Source organism: Paenibacillus sp. JGP012 (assembly GCF_014203995.1).
Lineage (GTDB): Bacteria > Bacillota > Bacilli > Paenibacillales > Paenibacillaceae > Paenibacillus > Paenibacillus silvae.
The window spans coordinates 15,343-38,036 of sequence record NZ_JACHKG010000006.1 but is presented as its reverse complement, the minus strand read 5'-3'; the positions used below and the strand labels follow the sequence as shown (position 1 = coordinate 38,036).

The following is a 22,694-nucleotide window of genomic DNA, read 5'->3' as shown; positions in this document are numbered from 1 at the left end:
TCTCTCTCACATCGACACACTCCCCGTTAATAGAGATTTATATAGATAGGTTTCGTCTTCGTACATAGAGATCAGCCTGAAGCCACCCGCCGCCAAGCCAGTTTAGCCATACAACCTAGCATAGTACCCCCCAAGCGCCAGCAAATCCTGGTGACGGCCACGCTCGACTACCTTGCCCTGATTCATAACAGTAATCCAATCCGCCTGTTCTACAGTGCTGAGGCGGTGAGCAATCAGAATTGTGGTGCGCCCCTTCATCAATCGGTTCAGGGCCTGCTGTACCCAATGCTGGGATTCGTTATCCAATGCAGAGGTTGCTTCGTCCAGCAGCAGAATCGGAGCATCTTTGAGTATCGCCCGGGCGATGGCAATTCGCTGCCTTTGTCCCCCTGATAATGAGGCTCCCCTCTCTCCCACTGGCGTTTTATACTGTTCAGGAAGCTCCTGAATAAAATGATGAGCATACGCTGCTTTGGCCGCTTCGATCACTTCTTCATCCGTTGCTCCCGGCTTGCCGTAACGAATATTTTCCTCAATCGTACCCGAAAACAAAAATGGCTCCTGCGGAACGTATGCGATCTGCCTGCGAATGTCATTCAGCGTGTAATGGCCAAACGGTTTACCTTGGAGCAAAATTTCCCCGCTTTCTACAGGATAAAAGCCGAGCAGCAGCTTGATCAGCGTACTTTTACCGCTGCCGCTGGCCCCCACAATCGCAGCAACCTGACCAGGAAACACCTGCATGGACAGGTCAACGAGCACCTTTTGATCCGCCTGATAGGAAAATTGCACCTCACGAAACTCCACCGCAGCCTTCGACTCATGCTGGCTATGAATGGAACCCAGATGCTCGGGTTCTTCTTCCTGTTCCAGTACTTCTTGAATCCGGTGAGCGCCGGCAAGTGAATTTTGGGTCATGGACAGCACCAGACCCTGGTTCAGCAAAGCATGCGTCAGATTCACTTGCAGCACTGCGAGCGCCGCGACACTTCCCATCCCCATAAGCCCGTAGGCATATAGAAGACTGCCGATGACAATGATTCCACAAAACGTGACGTAGCTGATAAAATGGTTCACTGCGGCTTGCAGACCATTCTTCTGCGCCGTTTTCCTAAGCGTCTGCGTCATCTGTTCATTCAACGTCTCGTACTGGCTATATATCGTGCGTATGCGAAACAGCTTCACCAATTGAATGCCACCCATAAAATCCTTGAATTTCTCGGTCATTTTACCGAGCGTTTGCAGGCCTTGTTCAGACAAGGTACGAATATCCCGAGCAAATTTCAGGCTAACCGCAGAGGACAGCAGCAAAATGAGGAAGGACACCCCTGCAAACCGCCAATCAATTAACACCATGGAAACAATCGAGCCGATGCAAAAAACAATTTGAAGCAGCAAAACAAAGTAGACCTGCGAAAATGTGAACTCAACGGTAGTTACATCATTGTTCACTCGCGACAATAAGTCACCATGATGTGTCTGCTCCAAAAACCTCGGCCGCACCCGGCACAGCTTGTCATAAAGACGTTGGCGAATGTGTAGCACCGTTAGCTCAACACTGCGTTGATATAAGTAAATAAACCAAGGGGATATGACATTTTCCAGAAACAGGGCCACCCCCAAAATAACAAAGGCTTGCACCATGAGGGACGTATCACGGGACACGGCAAAATCAACCAGGTTATGTACGACCAGACTGAAGGCAATCAGGAACAAGGTCTGGGTGAGCGCCGTTACAGCCAGGCCAATGGCGTACTGGGTTTTGTGCTTGCGATTCATAAACGTCAACAAGTAGCCTAGTTCTTTCACTTGCGAAATCCATCTGCCCTTTCTCATCTGTACGCCACCTCCCTGTGTTCGGCAGATTCGGTAAATTCCTGATAATACGACTGGGCATACAGCCCCTTCAGTTCCAGTAATTGTTCATGCGTTCCTTGTTCCACAATATGTCCTTGTTCCATCACCCAAATTTCGTCGGCATGCTGCACTGTAGAAAGCCGATGGGCAATAACCATGGTTGTTCTCTGTTTCATCAATACGTTAAGCGCCTTCTGAACTGCACTTTCCGATTCCGGATCAAGGGCCGATGTTGGCTCGTCCAGCAGCAGAACGGCTGCATCCTTCAGAAAAGCCCGAGCCATTGCTATACGCTGACGCTGCCCGCCGGATAAGAAACCTCCTCGCTCTCCGACATACGTCTGGTAGCCGTCCGCAAGCTGCATAATGAAGGAATGCGCCTGAGCTGCCTTCGCGGCTTCGATAATCTCGTTCATAGACGCTTCTTCCCGCCCATAGCCGATATTTTCGGCAATCGTACCGCTAAACAAATAGGAATCCTGGGTTACGACGGAAAAATGTGACCGCAGCTGCTCTGGATCAGCTCCTTCGATCAGGCTACCAAACACGCGGATATGCCCCTGACCCTTCGCAAGTGGATAAAAGCCGCATACAAGCTTAAACACCGTGCTCTTTCCCCCGCCGCTGGCTCCAACAAGCGCGATGGTCTTGCCTTCCGGCACCGAGAAGCTGACATTTCGCAGGATCGGGGAGCCCTCATCGTACCCGAAGGTTACATTCTGAAACTCGATTGGCGCAGCGTTTTCTTTCAGAAGCAAACGGCCATTATCCGTTTCGGTCGGCTGCTCCACAATTTCGGATACCCTTCTCAGTGCACCCGCCATTTCGAACGTACGTGTGATAAGTTCCGGAATATGCTCCAGCGGCTCCAGACACAGATTCAGCAAATACAGGAAGGCGACCAGTTCTCCCGCGCCTAGCTGCCCCTGGTAAATCAAATAACTCCCGTAACTGACAGCAAAAATGATTGGACTGATCATCAGCGTGGAAAGCAGCGGGTTAACCCAGGCTTCCCGCTTTTTCACAGCCAGCTTTTTTTGAGCTGTCAATTGCAGCAGCACTTGGTAGGAACGAGATAACATGCCTGATAACAGGTAGCTTTTTACAATAGGCATTCCGCCAAGCGTATCCTGAAGATTGACATTCATTCTGCCCATATTTGCCTGTGCTTCCTCCGTCAAACGCTCCAGTTGCTTGCCAATCCATTGCGAAACCAGCAGTGCTAACGGAAATAACAGCAGGCTGTACAACATCAGCTCCCACTGGAGATAGATCAAATAAGTGAAGCAGCCGATAAACAATAATGGATGATAGAACCACTGGGCGAGATCCCGAATCATAAACTGCTGGATGAGCTGCAGATCGTTGTTGATCCGGGACAACACGTCACCGGAGTGCTGCTTTTCCAAATAAGAGACCGGAAGCTTGCCGATGTGGCGCATGACATCGTTGCGGATATCCTGCACCGCCGCGGCACTGCTTCGCTCCACACCGAAACTCATCAGAAACTTCGCAGGCACGCCGATCAAGATGACCACAAAAACCGTGTATACGATTTGCTGAACGACTGGACCCGCTCCCTTCTCGGCCTGGGTAGTCAGCTGCTCGATCAGACTTCCCGTCCATATCTCAATGATGGCCGCGGCAATTGCGGATAAAGTGCCAACGATCATCAAACCTTTGTGACGGCCTACATAGGACATGAGCCAGCGAAGCGCTTTCCAGGTAGCGTAAGCAGTTTGGCGCTTGGAGGACGCTCCCGCCCCTTGCTCTTGAACTGACAGCTGCCGATCAGCTTCCATGCAACACCCCGTTATCCGCCTCGTTCTGCTGCTTGATTCGCTGCAAAATGTCCCGGATGACCAGAGCAGTTTCATCTACATGTGTGAGTTCAAGCAATTCCTCATGCGCACCCTCCAGCCGGTAATCGGTGTAAGCTTCTGTTGTGGCCCTCTGCCATGATGGCAGTTGGTGCTCCCGGCGGAACGCCTCACTGTCCTTAGCAATCAACTCGTAAATACGGGCTGTAATGGTCCCTGTATTTTTCAGTTGTGCTTCGTACGCCAAGGTTGCTTTGACCTTGCGGTGAACGCGTTCCCGTACAAGCGGGTTGCTCATCAATTCCTTCTCTTCTTCGTCGAAATCAGCCAGCATCTCTTCGAGCTCTTTCTTCGATGTTTCCGGAGGCGTCAGGGTGTCCTTAATCCACGAATCCACCATGAGCACATCTGATACGCAATGCCCTCTCTCCTCCATCGTTTTGGCTACCTCGAACGTCAGGTTGCCTCCGAAGCAGTAGCCGAGCAGCACGTAGGGACCTACAGGCTGGATGCGAATCATTTCATCCACATAACGGTTCAGCATTGCCGTGTAATCGGTGGTATCATCCATAAAATCAATGCCATAGAGCAAGAACTGTCCGTCGAGTCTGCTGGCGAGTTCTCGGTAACCGATACCAAAACCACTGCCCGGAGGGAAACAGAACACGTTCAGATCCCCTGTTTTATTCAGCTTCATAAAAGAATCTCCACCCTTGTTCAGACCCAGGTCCCCCTCTCCGTAGGCCATAGCTTCAACAGTTACATGATGGAGATGACGGTTAAGCGGTATCTCCATGCCCGTTTCATCGTAAACGGCTTGAACAAGCCTCATCAGACTTAATGAGTTGCCACCTAGCTCAAAAAAGTTATTCTTTACGCCAACCTGCGGGATGCCAAGTGTATCCTGCCAGACTCGGGCAATCTTCATTTCGAGCAGTGTTCTCGGTGCAACATATTCTGTTCCTCCAGTCACGGCTTCCTCGGGCGCAGGCAATGCTTGGCGGTCGATTTTCCCGTTCGGGGTCAGCGGCATTTCCAAAAGCTGAACAAGGTGGGAAGGAATCATATACCCGGGAAGCTGCCTGGCAAGCTGCTCCTTGAGTTCATGCGCCATCAGCCTTGTCTCCGCAACATAATAAGCAACAAGCTGTTTATTCCCGTTCGTATCGTCACGATCGAGCACCTTCGCTTCCTGTACATTCGCAATTTTGAGCAGCTGCGTCTCGATCTCGTCCAGCTCAATTCGATATCCGCGAATTTTTACTTGGTGGTCGATTCGGCCCAGGTATTCGATATTGCCATCCGGCAGCCACGCCGCCAGGTCACCTGAGCGGTACAGCTTCTCCCCCTCTGCAAACGGGGAATCCACGAACTTCTCCGCCGTCAGATCCGGGCGGTTTAGATATCCTCTCGCCAGCCCTTCCCCGGCTACATACATTTCTCCGGCTACGCCGATTGGCACAGGGCGGCGGTTTTCATCCAGCACATACACACGCAGCGTTGGAATGGGCTTGCCGATATTACTCTTCGCTGCTTCGATCTCGGTCCATGTAATTTCCTTATACGTTACGTGAACCGTCGTCTCCGTAATGCCATACATATTGATCAGCTTGGTCTCCGGATACTTCGTCTTGAATCCCTTGAGCAGCAGCGGACTGAGTGCTTCCCCCCCGAAGATGACGTTGCGAATTGTCACCTTGTGCGGATGGTCCACCAGGAGCTTGCGGAGCAACTGATAGAAGTATGTTGGGGTCTGGTTCAAAATCGTGACCTGTTCCCGGCTCAGCAGCGCCAGGAAATCGGCTGGATTTTTCGCTGTGAGCGGCGGTACGATCACCAGCTTGCCTCCGTACAGCAGTGCCCCGTACATCTCCCAGACGGAGAAATCAAAACAGAACGAGTGGAACAGCGTCCACGTATCGGACGGGCCGAAGTCAAACAGGTTTTTGTCATTGGACAGAAGACGCACGACATTTTTATGCTCAATTAACGTACCCTTCGGTTTGCCCGTGGTTCCCGACGTGTAGATCACATAGGCCAGGTTGTCCGGCCCGGAAATCGGCTCCAGATTCGAAGCATCCATGGCATCTGCCGAGTGGTTTGTCCAGCTATCCTCCCTAACAAAATCATTTAATTCGAGACGCGGTCCTGCGAAGTCTGTTTTCTCGTGCAAATGCTTTTGAATGAGCAGCAGCGGTGCGCCCGAATCCTCGATCATGAAGCGGATACGCTCCTGCGGGTAATCGGGATCAACAGGCACGTAGGCACCGCCCGCTTTCAGAATCGCCAGAATGCCAACAACCATATCCAGCGAGCGCTCAGCGAGAATAGCTACCAGTTGATCCGCTTGAACGCCCGTCTCGCGCAGCTTCCGTGCCAGGCGATTGGAACGTTCGTTCAGTTCGCGGTAGGTCAGCTGCCGCTCATTCATGACCACGGCGACGCTGTTTGGATAAAGCTCCGCTTGCTCTTCGAACAAACCGTGAATGGTTTGGCCCCGATCAAACCCGGTTTCGGTATCATTAAAAATGTTGAGCAATGTCTGCATCTCTTCAGGGGAAAGTACATCGACTTGTCCAAGCTCCAGATCCGGTTGAGATAGAAGCATGGACAGGAGCCGAACAAAATGATCGGCCACCTGTTCTACAAATGCCCGCTCATAACGCTGCTCATTAAAGCTTATTTCCAGCTCAATGGAGTCGTTTTGACGGTTGAAGCGAAAAACAGTGTCAGCCGACACCCATTTATGGAACGAGTCGGAATGAATCGGGGCAAAGGATGCAAGCGTGTTAATAATTGGAAGGCCTTCTTTGGTGTAATCCAGATGGAGCGGCTCCACCATTTTTCGAAAAGGCAGATGCTGATGCTCCAGCGCCTCACCGATGGAGGCTTTGATGTCACCCAGCAGCGTTTTCAGCGTCGTCTGGTGGCTCACGGACGTTTTGATGATCAGGATGTCATGCGGCGGTGCAGTCCCGTCGGAGTCCGGGCTATAAGATGGCATGCCGACTAACAGCTGCTTCTGCCCGGTATATTTAAAAAGCAGACTTTTAACTCCTGCCAAAACAATCATGTACATCGCCATATCCGAACCGTTACCGAGACGAATGATTCTCTCTGAGAGCTCACCCGGCAGAGTAAGCTGAAGAAAGGCTGGTTCAGTTGCTGCTTCAGCACCAGCGTATAATTTGGAGGCGGGACTGAAGGGAAGAAAGCTCAGGCTATCTTCAGTGTCAAATTTGCGGCTCCAGTACTGCTCTTCCTTTTCAAATAAAGATTTCATTCGTACCTCCCCTAAAAATGAAGTGACCGCATGCCCTGACGCAGGTCCGAAGAAAATTGCCTTCGGCCTGCGCGTTTACGGGCTGGATTTACGGGCTTGCACGTGGTTTTCCGTTTTTCTTGGGAGACGCGCCGCCTTTGCTTGACGCAGCAGAGCGTGTCCGCTGGAGTCATTAGAAAGCAAATTCGATCGTGTCGACGACACGCTTTGCGCCTTCTGACGGTTTATGACATTCGATGCGGCTCAACTCAAGTTGTGGATTCTCCGCAATTTGAGTCAGAATTCGCAGGTAATCCTGGGTCAGGGTGCGGATCATCGTTTCTTTGAACAGCTTGGTAGCGTAGAAGAACCCCCCGCTTAATGACCCGTTATTTTCATAAATGAAGAGAGTCAGATCAAACTTCGCTTCTTCCAATTGGTCAAGCTCGTAATTTCTCAGACGGATTCCTTCCAGTTCGGTGTCTCGTTCTTCAATATTTTGCATGTCGAAAACAGCATCAAACAACGGGAAACGGCCAGGCTCTCGCTTCACATTCAAACGCTCCACGAGTTCCTCGAATGGATAATCCTGATTCTCGAAGGCTCCAAGTGCCGTTTCCTTTACTTCATCCAGGTAGGACAAGAACGTTTTGTTACCTGACGGACGATTGCGAAGTGCCAGCGTATTCACAAACATACCGATGATCGGCTCCAAGTCAGTATTGGTTCTTGCTGCCACCGGCGTGCCTACAATTAAGTCCTCATGACCGCTATATTTGGACAGCAGCACCGTATAAGCCGCAAGCAATACCATGAACAGCGTGCTTTCACGCTGGGCCGCCAGTTCGCGCAGCCGTGCAGAGAGAGAAGCTTCAACGTCGAAATCCAGATGCGCGCCTTGGTAGCTACGAACTGCAGACCGTTCATAATCCGTCGGCAGGTCCGCCGTTGGCAGCTCACCTTCAAAGGTTTGCAGCCAGTACGCTTCCTGCCGCCCGATTCGCTCCAGATGAGCTTTCGACTGCTGCCAAACAGCATAGTCCTTGTATTGAATGCGCAGTGGTGGCAGCTCTTCTCCCGCATAGAAAGTTGAGAATTCATCCATTACAATTGCCATGGATACTCCGTCGGACACGATATGGTGCATGTCAAACAGCAGAATATGCAGGTCCGGCCCCAGTTCGATGACTCCGGTTCGCAGCAGTGGCGGCTTGCCAAGATCAAACGGACGAACGAAGCTGCGAATGATCTGCTCAATTTGAGCCGCATCCTCTGGATCTGCATGATGATGCTCGATAGCAAAATCCACCTGTGAATAAATCCGCTGAACCGCTTCACCCTTCACGATCTCAAAACCGGTGCGCAGCGACTCATGCCTTATAATCAATTTCCGCATCGCGGCTTCAAAACGCTCTACATCAAAATGACCTTCCATCTGCACAAGCTCCGGCATGTTGTACAGCTGATCCGCTCCATCCAGCGTATGTTGAATGAACAGTCGTTTCTGTGCAGAGGACAGCGGGTAGCATTCTCTCTCCTCCGCTTGAGGTATGGCCTCATGCTCCTGCCGCTCCATCCGGGCCATCACCTCGGCCATCGACGCAATCGTTGAGTAACGGAATACATCACGCAGCGGCAGATTGACGTTTAATTCCTTAAATACCTTGCCTGCCAGCGTCGTTGCCCGCAGGGAGTGCCCGCCGATGTCGAAGAAGTTGTCGTACACGCCGATCTCCTTCACATGCCCTAGCACGTCCTGCCAGATCGCAGCCAGCTTCGCTTCCAGTTTATTGCGCGGTGCAACGTACTCCGTTCCACTTCCTGCTTCTCCTTCCGGCGCTGGCAATGCCTTTCGATCCACCTTTCCGTTTGGTGTCAAAGGCAAATGCTCAAGCTCCACGAAATAAGAGGGGATCATGTAACCCGGCAGCTCCTGTGCTAGCGCACTGCGCAGATCATTCACGGCCAGTTCCGTTTCGGCATCCGGCGTGTAATACGCGCACAGCGTCTTCTGCCCGTTCGCATCACTTCGAACCAGTACCACCGCTTCACGCACACCTGCCACCTGCAGCAGCTGCGACTCAATCTCCCCCGTCTCGATCCGGTATCCCCGGATTTTCGCCTGGTTGTCGATTCGACCGATGAAGTCCACATTGCCGTCCTCCATCCACCGCGCCAGATCTCCTGTGCGATACAGCCGCTCCCCGGCGACGAATGGACTATCTACAAACTTCTCTGCCGTCAGCTCCGCACGGTTCAAGTAACCACGTGCCACACCGACGCCGCCAATCACCAGCTCGCCCAGCACCCCAACGGGCACCGGATTCAGATGTGCATCCATGATGTAGAATGTCGCATTCAGCCACGCTTTCCCAATCGGCACATGGCCCGTCTGCGGCAGCTGGGTCAGCGGCTCGTCGTAGAAGCTGGAATCGATGGCCGCTTCCGTCACGCCGTAGGCGTTAATAATGCGGAACGATAAGCCGAACCGCTCCTGCAAGGTGCGATAATCTGCAACGCTGCAGCTATCCGAGCTTGTGATCAGCAGCTCCATCGAGCGGATATCCAGCTTCTGCTCGTACACGTACTGCATGAACGGCACGATCAGTGCAGGCGTCGATTCGAAAATAGTCACCTGCTCCCGCTCGATCCAGTGGTGCAGACGGGATGGATCAATCCGGTCGTCCTTAGGCACAATCACCATCGTGCCGCCGTTGTACAACGTGCGCGCAATATCGCCCACAAACACGTCAAACGAGAAGCTCGCAAGCTGCATCAGCCGCACCGGGAACTGATCCAATCGGTACTCCCGTCGGTAGCCTGCTGCTGTATTGACCAAGCTCCGATGCTCGATCATCACACCCTTCGGCTTGCCGGTTGTTCCCGACGTGTAGATCACATACGCCAAGTCCTCTGGACGAGCTTCATGGAAACTGTCCATTCCCGTAGCCTCCCCAACAACATCAACCTGTTCAACGTCATCCACACCATCCAGATGGCCCCGATCTCCGCCGCTCACAGCTCCCGTTCGCTGGCCAGAGACTACGCCGGAAGCCATGCTGGAGCCTTGGTCAAAGCCCAGCATCGGCGCATTCGTTTGCTGCTCGCTGTACGCTGCTTCATCGTCAAGGTACAGCACGGTCGCCAGTACCAGCTGCTCTTCACCCAGCCAGGCTTCGGCACGCTCGCGCAGTGGCGTTTGCGTCAGCAGCACCTTCGCATCGCTGTCTTCGAGCATGAACCGTACACGGTCTACCGGATAATCCGGGTCGAGTGGCACATACGCCCCGCCTGCTTTCCAGACGGCCAGCACAGCTACCAGCAGGTCTACCGAACGCTCGGCGAGAATGCCAACGATGGACTCCCGGCCGATGCCGCTTATGCGCAGTGTAGCCGCCAGACGGTTCGCCCGCACATTCAGCTCCGCATAGGTCAGGCGGTCGTTCTCATATACAACTGCTTCTGCCTCCGGTGTGTGTTCCGCCTGTTTCTCGAACAGCCTGTGGAATGCTGCCACAGGGGCTGCTTCCGGCTGCGCCGGGTTAAACCCGCTGACCACTTCTTCTTTTTCCGCTGCCGTCAGCAGGTTCAACTCAGCTATCTTGGCATCTGGACGGCTTACGATCGTCACGAGCAACTGCTCATAATGTTTCGCCAGCCGTTCAATCGTCTCCCTTTTGTAGAGAGCCGTTGCATATTCGAAGCTGTAATCCAAACCGCCATTTTCCTCGCCCACATCCAGGCTGATATCAAATTTCGCTGTATCCAGCAGGTTCGGGTAAGGCGTCATGCGAAGCCCATCCAGCTCAAATGCCTCGTTCTCCGTATTCTGCATCGTAAACATCGTATCGAAGAGTGGATTGCGGCTTAAATCACGGGTCACCTGACCCTTGTCCACCAATTGTTCAAACGGATAGTTTTGATGCTCGAAGGCATGCAGAGTTGTTTCCTTGACTTCATTCAGGTAGGACAGGAAGGTCTTCTCCGATGCCGGATAACTGCGGATTGCGAGTGTGTTCAAGAACATTCCGATTAACGGCTGCACATCTTCATGGTTCCTTCCAGCAATCGGCGTACCCACGATTACGTCCTCCTGGCCTGAATATTTGTGCAGAAGAACGTTATATGCCGCAAGCAGCACCATGAACAGTGTCGTGCCTGTTTCCGAAGCCAGCTGCTTCAGACCTTCTGTTTTCGAAGCATCAAAGAAAAACTCCAGCGTCTGACCTTCATAGCTCTGAACGGCAGGACGCGGATAGTCGGTCGGCATTTCCAGCACTGGAAGCTCGCCTTGGAACCTGCTCAGCCAATACATCTCCTGCTGCTGAAGCCGTTCCTGCTGCTCCGGCGAATGCTGCCAAACGGTGTAGTCTTTATACTGAATGCGCAACGGCTCCAATTGTTCTCCACCATACAAACGAACGAATTCCTCAACGAAGATTTCCATCGAAACGCCATCGGAAATAATATGATGCATGTCATACATCAGAATATGGCGTTCGGGGGCAAGCTGGGCAAGGCCTACCCTTAACAGCGGGGGCTTCGCCAAGTCAAACGGACGAATGAAACCGAGAACCGTCTCTTCGACCTCTTGCTCTTCGACCTGATAGAACTCCACCGCGAAATTCACGTTCTGGTAAACCCGTTGGGATGCTTCGCCATCCACCATTTCAAACCCGGTGCGCAACATTTCATGCCGCGCCACGAGCTTACGGAACGTTTCTTCGAACCTTGCCCTGTCCAAAGCACCCTCCAGCAGCATCGCCTCCGGCATGTTGTAGCTAAGCTCCGCACCTTCCAGCTGATTCAGGATAAAGAGACGTTTCTGGGCAAAAGATTGCGGGTACACCTCCCGGTCTTCTGCCACCGGAATCGAAACAAATTGCTGTTGATCCAGACGGGCAATGGCCGCCGCCATACTCTCGATCGTGGAATGGCGGAACACGTCACGCAGAGGCAAATCCACGTTTAACGTTTTATGAATCTTGCTGACCAGCGTCGTCGCCCGCAGGGAGTGTCCGCCGATGTCGAAGAAGTTGTCGTAAACCCCGATCTCCTTCACATGCCCCAGAACGTCCTTCCAGATCGCAGCCAGCTTCGCTTCCAGTTTATTGCGCGGTGCAACGTACTCCGTTCCACTTCCTGCTTCTCCTCCCGGCGCTGGCAGTGCCTTTCGATCCATCTTTCCGTTTGGCGTCAAAGGCAGATGCTCAAGCTCCACGAAATAAGAGGGGATCATGTAACCCGGCAGCTCCTGTGCTAGCGCACTGCGTAGATCATTCACGGCCAGTTCCGTTTCGGCATCCGGCGTGTAATACGCGCACAGCGTCTTCTGCCCGTTCGCATCACTTCGAACCAGTACCACCGCTTCACGCACACCTGCCACCTGCAGCAGCTGCGACTCAATCTCCCCCGTCTCGATCCGGTATCCCCGGATTTTCGCCTGGTTGTCGATTCGACCGATGAAGTCTACACTGCCGTCCTCCATCCACCGCGCCAGATCTCCTGTGCGATACAGCCGCTCCCCGGCGACGAATGGACTATCTACAAACTTCTCTGCCGTCAGCTCCGCACGGTTCAAGTATCCACGTGCCACACCGACGCCGCCAATCACCAGCTCGCCCAGCACCCCAACGGGCACCGGATTCAGATGTGCATCCACAATGTAGAATGTCGCATTCAGCCACGCTTTCCCAATCGGCACATGGCCCGTCTGCGGCAGCTGGGTCAGCGGCTCGTCGTAGAAGCTGGAATCGATGGCCGCTTCCGTCACGCCGTAGGCGTTAATAATGCGGAACGATGAGCCGAACCGCTCCTGCAAGGTGCGATAATCTGCAACGCTGCAGCTATCCGAGCTTGTGATCAGCAGCTCCATCGAGCGGATCTCCAGCTGCTGCTCGTACACGTACTGCATGAACGGCACAATCAATGCTGGCGTCGATTCGAAAATAGTCACCTGCTCCCGCTCGATCCAGTGGTGCAGACGGGATGGATCAATCCGGTCGTCCTTAGGCACGATCACCATCGTGCCCCCGTTATACAGCGTGCGTGCAATATCACCCACAAACACGTCAAACGAGAAGCTCGCGAGCTGCATCAGCCGTACCGGGAACTGGTCCAATCGGTACTCCCGTCGATAGCCTGCTGCTGTGTTGACCAGGCTCCGATGCTCGATCATCACACCCTTCGGCTTGCCGGTTGTTCCCGACGTGTAGATCACATACGCCAAGTCCTCTGGACGAGCTTCATGGAAGTGATCCATGCCATTAACATCAACATCATCCAGAACATTCAGATAGCCCTCACTCCCGCCATTCACAGCCCCTGTTAACTTGCCAGAGACCAGGCTGGAGCCTTGGCCAAAGCCCAGCATCGGCGCATTCGTTCGTTCCTCGCTGTACGCTGCTTCATCGTCGAGGTACAGCACGGTCGCCAGTGCCAGCTGCTCTTCACTCAGCCAGGCTTCGGCACGCTCGCGCAGTGGCGTTTGCGTCAGCAGCACCTTTGCCCCGCTGTCTTCCAGCATGAAACGTACGCGGTCTGCCGGATAGTCCGGGTCAAGCGGCACATACGCCCCGCCTGCTTTCCAGACAGCCAGCACCGCCACCAGCAGGTCCACCGAACGCTCGGCGAGAATGCCGACGATGGACTCCCGGCCGATGCCGCTGGTGCGCAATGTCGCCGCCAGACGGTTCGCCCGCACATTCAGCTCCGCATACGTCAGGCGGTCGTTCTCATACACAACAGCTTCTGCCTCCGGCGTGCGTTCCGCCTGTTTCTCAAATAGGCGATGGAATGCCGCCACAGGGGCTGCTTCCGGCTGCGCCGGGTTAAACGCGCTGATCATTTCTTCTTTTTCCCCAGCCGTCATCAGATTCAGCTCAGCAATTTTCTCACTGGGATGACTTACAATCGCTTCGAGCAATTGCCCGAAATGAGTCGCCAGCCGCCGGATCGTACTTTCTTTATAAAGAGCTGTTGCAAATTCAAAGCTGCACTCCAGGCCGCCATCTTCTTCCGCTACATCTATACTCAGGTCGAATTTGGCCATGCCGTATTCGCTAGGGTACGGAGACCATTTCAGCCCCTCCAGCTCCAATGCTGTCTCCTCCAGATTCTGCAGGGAAAACATCGTGTCAAATAGCGGATTTCGGCTCAAATCCCGGCTAACCTGTACCTGATCAACAAGCTCTTCAAACGGATAATTCTGATGCTCATAGGCGCCTAAGGTTGTTTCCTTCACTTCTTCCAGATACGACAGGAACGTTTTCTCCGAAGAGGGATTATTACGAAGCGCCAGCGTATTAACAAACATTCCGATTAAAGGCTGCGTGTCAACATGTGTTCTGCCCGCAATGGATGTGCCAACAATTAGATCATCCTGACCTGTGTATTTATGCAAAAGCACGGTATATGCGGCAAGCAGCACCATATACAGCGTTGTTGCTGTTTGATTCGCCAACTGCTTCAGTCCTTCATTCGTTGCTTCATCTACGAAGAACGTCAGCGTCTGTCCCTCAAAACTCTGCACGGCAGGACGTGAATAATCCGTAGGCATCTCCAAAACCGGAAGTTCACCCCGGTAACGGTCCAGCCAGTACGTTTCCTCGCGTTTCAACTGTGACTTCTGCTCATCCGACTGCTGCCACACCGCATAATCCTTGTATTGAATACGCAAAGGTTCTAATAACTCCCCGCCGTATAGACGAACGAGTTCATTGACGAACACATCCATCGAAACCCCATCAGACACGATATGGTGCATGTCGAACATCAGCAAATAACGTTCTGCTGCAAGCTCCACGAGCTCTGCACGCAGGAGCGGAGGCTTTGCCAAGTCGAAAGGCCGAATAAACGCTGCTATGATTGCAGACTCTTCTCCTTCGTTTGCATGACGGTACTCGATTGCAAAATCAACGTTTTCGTATATGCGCTGTATAACCTCGCCCTGTACAATTTCAAAGCCCGTCCGCAGCGTTTCATGCCTTGAGATCAGTCCCCGGAAAGCATTTTCCAGTAAACTATGGTCAATCGTTCCTTCCAGCAGCAGCACACCCGGCATGTTGTAGCTCTGATCGGCTCCTTCCAGCTGATTCAGAATAAACAGTCGCTTCTGTGCTGAAGAAAGTGGATAATGCTGCCTCTCACCTGCCAGCGGAATCGACGAGAAGGACTGCTTCCCGATCCGGGAAACGGCAAGAGCCATATCTTCAATCGTAGAGTAGCGGAACACATCGCGCAGAGGCAGCTCAACATTCAATTCCTGATGCACCTTGCTCACCAGCGTCGTCGCCCGTAGAGAATGACCGCCCAGGTCAAAGAAGTTGTCATGAACGCCGATGTACTGCAATCCCAACACACTCTTCCAAATTCCGACCAGGCTTTCCTCCAGTGCATTCCGAGGCAACGTACGCTCTTCACCCGGCTGCAGACTTTCCTCAGGTGCAGGAAGCGATTGACGGTCAACCTTGCCGTTTGTCGTCAAAGGGAGCCGATCTAACTGAATCAGGTATGTCGGGATCATATATGCTGGCAGTTCCTGAGAGAGCACACTCTTCAGCTCAGCTGCCGATAGCTCAAGGTCTGCTTCATAATAAGCGCAAAGCTGCTTCTCACCAGAGGTGTTTTCATGAGCGAATACTGTTGTTTTCCGAATTCCTTCCACTTTCTGCAGCTGAGCTTCTATCTCCCCCAGCTCAATGCGGAAGCCGCGAATTTTCACCTGGTCATCCGTCCGTCCCACGTATTCAATCGTTCCGTCCGGCAGCCATTTCGCCAAGTCCCCTGTCCGGTACATGCGCTCTCCCGGCACAAATGGATTGTCGACAAATTTCTCCGCCGTCAGCTCCGGCCGGTTGTTGTAACCCTGTACCAGTCCTTCTCCTCCGACGCATAACTCCCCGGCCATGCCGATCGGCACAAGATGATTTTGGCTGTCGACGATATACACCGTCGTATTACTTATCGGCCGTCCGATCGGTACAGTAACCGCCGACTCATCCACGAAGTCAACCGGAAAATACGTGGTATACACCGTGCTTTCCGATGGGCCATACAGATGATTGAGCCTGCCCGGTCCGATATGTGCAAGCGCTCTGCGCACATGACCAACCGACACGCGCTCCCCACCGAACAAAATCGCCCGGACATCCAGCAGGCAATCGACATTCACATCTACAAGCACGTTGAAAAAAGCCGTCGTGATCAGCATGACCGAGATGCTTTCACGTTTGATGAGATCCGCCAGCTGGCCGATTTCCAGCAACGTCTCCCGGGGGACCAGCACCAGCCTCGCCCCATTTGTCAAAGCGCCGAAAATATCGAAAATCGCTCCGTCGAATGAATAACTCGAAAGCTGGAGGACATGATCCCGCTCGGTAATGTCGATATAATTCGTATTTCTCACGATCCGCACAATGTTACGGTGCGAAACAAGGTTGCCTTTCGGCTTTCCAGTCGTGCCAGACGTATAGATGATACAAGCCAGGTCTGTCGCTTCAGTACCCGGAATTAAATCAGTACCGTCGTGGTGATAGAAAGAGTTGTCATCCACTAAGATCACCGAATGTGAGCCAGCACATGAATTCGCCAGCCGTTCACGCAGATGGGTTTGTGTCAGCATGACCTGCGCCCCCGAATCTTCAATCAGGAAACGGATACGCTCTTCGGGATATTCAGGGTCAATCGGTACATAAGCCGCTCCAGCTTTGTGTGTAGCCAGCATACCAACCACCATTTCAATGGAACGTTCAGCCATAATGGCAACCAACCGACCTTTGCATATTCCATAGCTACGCAAGGTTCGCGCAAGGCGATTGACACGTTCGTTCAGTTCGCAGTAGCTCAGTTGCTGCTCATTCAAGGAAATGGAAGCTGCATTCGGAGTTCGCCACGCCTGTTCTTCAAACAATTGAATAAGTGTCTTCCCGCGCGGAAATTCCGTAGTCGTATCGTTAAAACGTTCGAGAAGGTCCAGCTTTTCAACTTCGGTTACAAGTTCCAGCTCACCCACGGTGATTTCCGGGTTATTCGTCACCTGTTGCAGCAGATGTACAAAATGCTGTTTGAGCCGCTCAACGCTATCTTTATCAAACACTTCGGCATTAAAATCAAATCGAATTTCGATATCGGCTCCCGGTACCACCGTCACATTGAAGTTATAGTTAGTCTGCTCCTCCATCTGAACATCAGCAATCGTCAAATCACCATGCTGCTGGTCGCCTGCCTGCTCCATCTGCTCATCCACCGGGTAGTTCTCAAAAGCGATGATATGATTGATCAGGTTCTGCTTTTGCATGCTGAGGGCTTGAATCTCATACAGCGGATAATAAGCATACTGTCCGAGCTCCAGCGACCGTTCCTGGAGCTTCGCCATCAGGTCGGCGAACACGGTATCCGCTGCGCTCGTGACGCGAACCGGGACCGTATTGATGAACAGCCCGATCATGGACTCAATGCCCGGAATTTCCGCTGGCCTTCCGGCCACAACGCTGCCGAACACAGCATCGTTTGTTCCGTTATATTTTTGCAGCATCACACCCCAAGCAGCTTGCAGCAGCGTATTGACCGTAACCAGGCGCTCTTTTGCCACCCTGTCCATCCGTTCACTCAATGCCTTGCCAAGCTCGGCGATGACGTGATCTGCCGTAAACCGGTCATTCGGTGCCACTTCCTTTTGCCCCGGGAGTACCGTTTGCCCTTCATATCCTTCGAGAAATGTCGTCCAGTAGCTGGCTGCCGCCTGAGCGTCCTGCTTTTCCAACCATTCAATATAAGCACCATAATCCGAGCCTTTTTCTCCAACTGGTTGCTTGCCGGAGGTCAAGGCCGAGTATATCTCAAATAGCTCCTGTGTTAGTTGAGCCAGGCACCATCCATCCATCAAAATATGCTGGAAACTCCACAGCACATGGTAGCTTTGTTCATCGGTACGCATAATCGTGAATCGTACGAGTGCGTCATGTTCCAGATCAAAGCCGCGAAGCCTGTCTTCCTCGGCCTTTTTATCCAAGTACGCCTGCTTTTCGTCCTCCTCCAGATGAAGCAGCTCTTCATATTCAAAGCAGGCTGGCTTCTCCCGATATATGATTTGCAGCGGCTCACCCGCGGGTCCTTTCACATAATTTGCACGCAGCACCAGATGTCGTTTCGCAAGCTCCTCCCAGCTCTTCTCGAAAAGCTGTACGTCGAGCGCCCCCCGCATCGTAAACCGCGTCTGCTCAAAATAAGCTGCCGTTTGCTGATCAAGTGCGCTGTGGAACCACATCCCCTTCTGCATAGGTGTAAGTGAGTAAATATTTTCGATCTCCCCAAGATGGCCCGAACGATGCGCAATGTGCTCCAATTCCGCGATCGTCAAACCTTTATATTGCACATCACTTGGTGTCAATTCCGTATTATCCTTGCTTGCGCAGTGGGCGATAAGCTCTTGTAAACTTTGCTTAAACTGCAGGGCGAAAGCTTCCATCGTTTCCTTACGATACTGCTTCCGGCTATAACTGAGATCAAGTGACAAAGCACCGTCCAGCACCATACCGTTAATATCCAGCACAAAGCTGCGGGCCTGTCGGTCGCTTACCGGGCTGCCACTGGAATAGGAAGATATACCAATTTCATCTTGGCTGACTTCATCGTCGAATTGACCAAGATAGTTAAAATTAATTTCCGGCTCCGCACCCCAAACGAAGCCATCCTCGGAATTAGATAGATAACGGCATACGCCATAACCAAGCCCTTTATTCGGAACACGGCGCAAGCTTTCCTTAATCTGTTTAATCTGCTGAGCCAAATTCCCGCCAATTTCATGCTCCAGGACAACAGGAAACTTGGTCGTAAACCAGCCAACTGTACGTGTAATATCGATATCTGTTCCGATCGATTCACGTCCGTGCCCTTCAAGATTAATTCGCACCTTTTTGTGTCCAGTCCACTTGCGTATGGCTATACCAAGCGCCGTAACCAAAATATCGTTCATTTCGGTATTGTAGGCCCTGTGTACCCGTTTCAGCAGCAGTTCTGTTTCTTCGCAAGTCAAGCAGATGAACAGGGATTCGCTATCCTGCTGCATCGTGACGTCCGCTTCCATATCCTTAGGTATGTGGGGAACTTCGATGTTCTCCACCCCCTGCCAATAGTCGCGTTCCTTTGTCATTTCAGAACTTTGCGCATAAGCGGTCAGCTGCTCGGACCAGGTGTGGTACGCATCCGTTTTTGCTGGAAAACGAATCTCCTCTCCTTTTCCAGCTTGTTCATACCCCAGAGCGAAATCTTCCATTAATATACGCCAGGATACACCGTCCACTACGGCATGATGAACCGCAAGCAGCAGATGATCGCCATCAGCACACCGGAACAGTCCCGCTTTTACCAGAGGACCGTTCTCCAGATGAATGCCTGCCTGGATATGCGTTGCCTTCGTCTCCACAGCTTGCATCGGATTCTCTGCATCCTTGAAGTTGAACATGTCCAGCGTGAAGAAGCCGCCTTCCTGGATTGCACGAGTCCGCGCGCTGAATCCTTGTTCCGATTGGCGGAATACCATTCGCAAGGCATCATGATGCTCTGTCAGCTTCTGCAACACCTGACGCACTGCCTCTTCACCAAAGCCTTCCTTGCGGTAAAGCATTACCGATTGGTTAAAATGATGCGGGTCGGCAAATGCACTCTCGAAAAACCACCGCTGAATCGGAATCAGTGACATATCACCTGTGACCTCGCCTTGATGGATCGTACGTCCCGTCGGTTTCACATGCAGACTAAGCTGTGAAATGGTCGGATATTTGAACAAATCCCTGATTTCCAGCTTGTATCCCGCCTGATGAAGCCGCGAAGATACTTGAATGGACTTGATTGAATCTCCGCCCAGTTCGAAGAAATGATCAGTTATCCCAACGCGTTCGGCGTTTAATACCGCCTTCCACACATCAGCAAGTGTCTGCTCCGCTTCATTTCGTGGCGGCACGTAGGCATTGCCTGTCAACGCAATTCCTTCCGGGGCAGGCAATGCCTTGCGGTCGATTTTGTCGTTTGGCGTAAGTGGCATACGCGGAAGCTGAACAAAATGTGCTGGAATCATATAATTCGGCAAGGTTTGCGCCAGTGCACTTCTCAGCTCGCCGAGTGCAAGCGGATGGCTTGCGACCAAGTAGGCACACAGCTCTTGCCCGCTTTTGCCTTGCCTTGCAAGTACAATCGTCTCCTGTACAGCGTCTATATTCAGAAGCTGCTCTTCAATCTCACCGATCTCGATTCGAAACCCGCGAATTTTTACCTGATGGTCAATTCGGCCCAGGTACTCTACGTTTCCGTCCGGCAGCCAGCGGGCAAGGTCGCCCGTCCGGTAGAGGCGTTCTCCCGGCGCAAACGGATGCTCGACAAACTTCTCGGCTGTCAGCTCCGGTTGATTCAGATACCCTCTCGCAAGCCCTACGCCTGCGACGCAGAGTTCACCTTCCACTCCAGGAGGCACAAGCTGCAGGTGAGCATTCAAAATAAAAATCTGGTGATTATCCAGTGGTCGCCCGATTGGAATGAATCTGCGCTCTGACTGCTGCTCACTCGCATCCCAAAGCGTCGTAACAATCGAGGCTTCGGTTGGACCGTAAGCATTAAAATAACGGACCTTCTCTTTCCATTGCTGCACAAATTCGGCCGATACCGCCGAGCCCCCCGTTACAAGTTTGGTTAAACTCGGAATTCTTTCCGGATTTAAATACGCACTGTAGGTCGGAGGCAAGATCGCGGCCGTAATTGCATGTTCGTTCATATAATTTTCGAACAGGCGGTTATCAAGAATTGTCTCGGCCTTCGGGATGTATAACGTTGCGCCAAAATAGAGCGCTTTGAACACCTCCCAGCAGGAAGCATCAAACGACAGGCTCGCGAATTGAACGATTCGGTCATCCTGGTTGATCCCCAGCCTGTCTGCAAACATCGACTTCAAACTCACCAAACCACGATGCTCCAGCATAACTCCTTTCGGTTTGCCTGTTGTACCTGATGTATAAATAACATAAGCAAGATCATTCGGACCACTGACTGGCTCCAGATTGGAGCCATGTTCGCTATAGGCCTGCTCTTCATCCAGCGCCAGCACCTTGCCTTCGAACGGCACCTGAGACAGCAGTTCTCTTTGAGTCAGCAGCAGCTGAGCATTTGAGTTCTCCAAAATGTAGCGGATGCGTTCCTCCGGGTATTCGGGATCTATCGGCACGTAAGCCCCACCGGCTTTCAGAACCGCTACAATACCAACAACCATTTCCAGCGATCTTCTGACCATTAAACCAACGAGCTGATTGGGCAGCACACCGAGCGATCGCAGCTTGCACGCCAGCCGGTTCGCACGTTCGTTCAGCTCAGCGTACGTAAGCTGCTCCCCCTCAAAAACAACTGCCGTCGCTTCAGGTACACGCTCCACCTGATCCTCTATGAGCTGATGAATGGTCTGATCCTGGGCATACTCTTTGTCTGTATCGTTAAAGACTTGCAGCAATTGAAATTTCTCTTCCTCCGACAGCATATCTGCCCGCATAATCTCCAGATCCAACTCGTGGAGACCCACGGACAACAAGCGATTCAGGTGACCAACAACCCGATTCATGAAATCGGAGTCATACAAGTTCTTGTTATATGACAGCGTCAGCTGTATGGTGCCAGCACTCAAGCTGAATTCAAAGGAACAATCCGTGACCACACTGTGCTCGGTTTCATACATATGCAGTTCCTTTAACGAAACGAATGTATGGACGACGGGTATCCCGTCAACGTATTGCAGGTCCAGATTCTCCGTCATTTTCAAGAATGGAATATGCTGATGTTTTATCGCTTCCGGCAAGGAAGTTCTCAGCTCACCCAGAAGTGTTTTGAAAGTCGTACCAGCCGAAAATGAGTTTTTCAGAATGACCGTATGATTAACAGACCGCCGCGTCTCCTCCTTTTTCCGTACAACCGGCATGCCGACCAAAATATCAGAAGTGCCTGTATATTTATGTAGGAGCGATTGAACACCTGCGAGTAAAATCATAAACATGGCTAGTGGAGCACCTTTGCTCATCTGCTGTATACGCTGCGCCGTCTCCTTGGACAGTGAACCGCTGACGGTTGTCATCATGGGCAACAACGAGCTTGGAGCTTTGGTATAGGGCAGCCGTGTCAAGGTATCATCGTTACCAACAAATTTTTCGTTCCAAAACATCGTTTCTTTTTCAAAAGCCACCTGGATCGTTCCCCTCTCTTGATCGGTAAAAGCAATCCGGCGGAGCATAGCTCCCCGCCTTATCAAACATGTGACAAAAAAAGAACATCGTCCTGCGTGTAATATACGACTTCTCGCTCCTCTGTTGTAATGTACTTTCTACAGATGAGCTACTTTAGAACAAACGTAGATTTAACATTTTTTTTGGAAATAGATGTAGGGGTAGACAAGGGAGGTTGCTCCCATCGTTGTAAGACCTGATGTAGGATTTCGGCCAGTTAACAGGAAACTCGGCTATCTCTCCGGATTTGACACCGAAGCAACCGTTGTAGAAGCCTGGGATTACGGGGTATGGATACACGCTATGTATATTTTGCATATTCCCCCGCAGCACTGATATGGATCAATACAGATCCCGCTGCGGAGTAGTAACCTTGTCTGACAAACAAGGATGTTATTTTTACAACGAGATCAAAAAGTGAATGAAAACATCGGCTCCCAATGGCTCAATGAAGGCACTTCATTTCATACCTATCGCCGAGGAGCCTACTGATATCGTCAT

4 protein-coding genes are annotated in these 22,694 nt (G+C 52.1%); all 4 read right to left on the bottom strand.

All coding sequences use genetic code 11. From position 1 onward, the window contains the following. Positions 1-102: 102 nt before the first annotated feature. Positions 103-1,836 (bottom strand): ABC transporter ATP-binding protein, encoded by a 1,734-nt coding sequence (locus HNR77_RS10045; protein ID WP_184183215.1) that lies wholly within the window; start codon positions 1,834-1,836, stop codon positions 103-105. Beyond that, positions 1,833-3,659 (bottom strand): ABC transporter ATP-binding protein, encoded by a 1,827-nt coding sequence (locus HNR77_RS10040; protein ID WP_184183212.1) that lies wholly within the window; start codon positions 3,657-3,659, stop codon positions 1,833-1,835. The genes HNR77_RS10045 and HNR77_RS10040 overlap by 4 nt, the downstream gene beginning before the upstream one ends. Next, the gene (locus HNR77_RS10035) at positions 3,649-6,960 is read right to left on the bottom strand and encodes a non-ribosomal peptide synthetase (protein WP_184183209.1); all 3,312 of its coding nucleotides are present in this window, start codon (positions 6,958-6,960) and stop codon (positions 3,649-3,651) included. Before HNR77_RS10035 ends, HNR77_RS10040 begins: the two co-directional genes overlap by 11 nt. A gap of 172 nt (positions 6,961-7,132) precedes the next feature. Next, a complete protein-coding gene (locus tag HNR77_RS10030; RefSeq protein WP_184183589.1) occupies positions 7,133-22,201 on the bottom strand; it encodes a non-ribosomal peptide synthetase in 15,069 nt (5,022 codons plus the stop codon). Positions 22,202-22,694 lie beyond the last annotated feature (493 nt).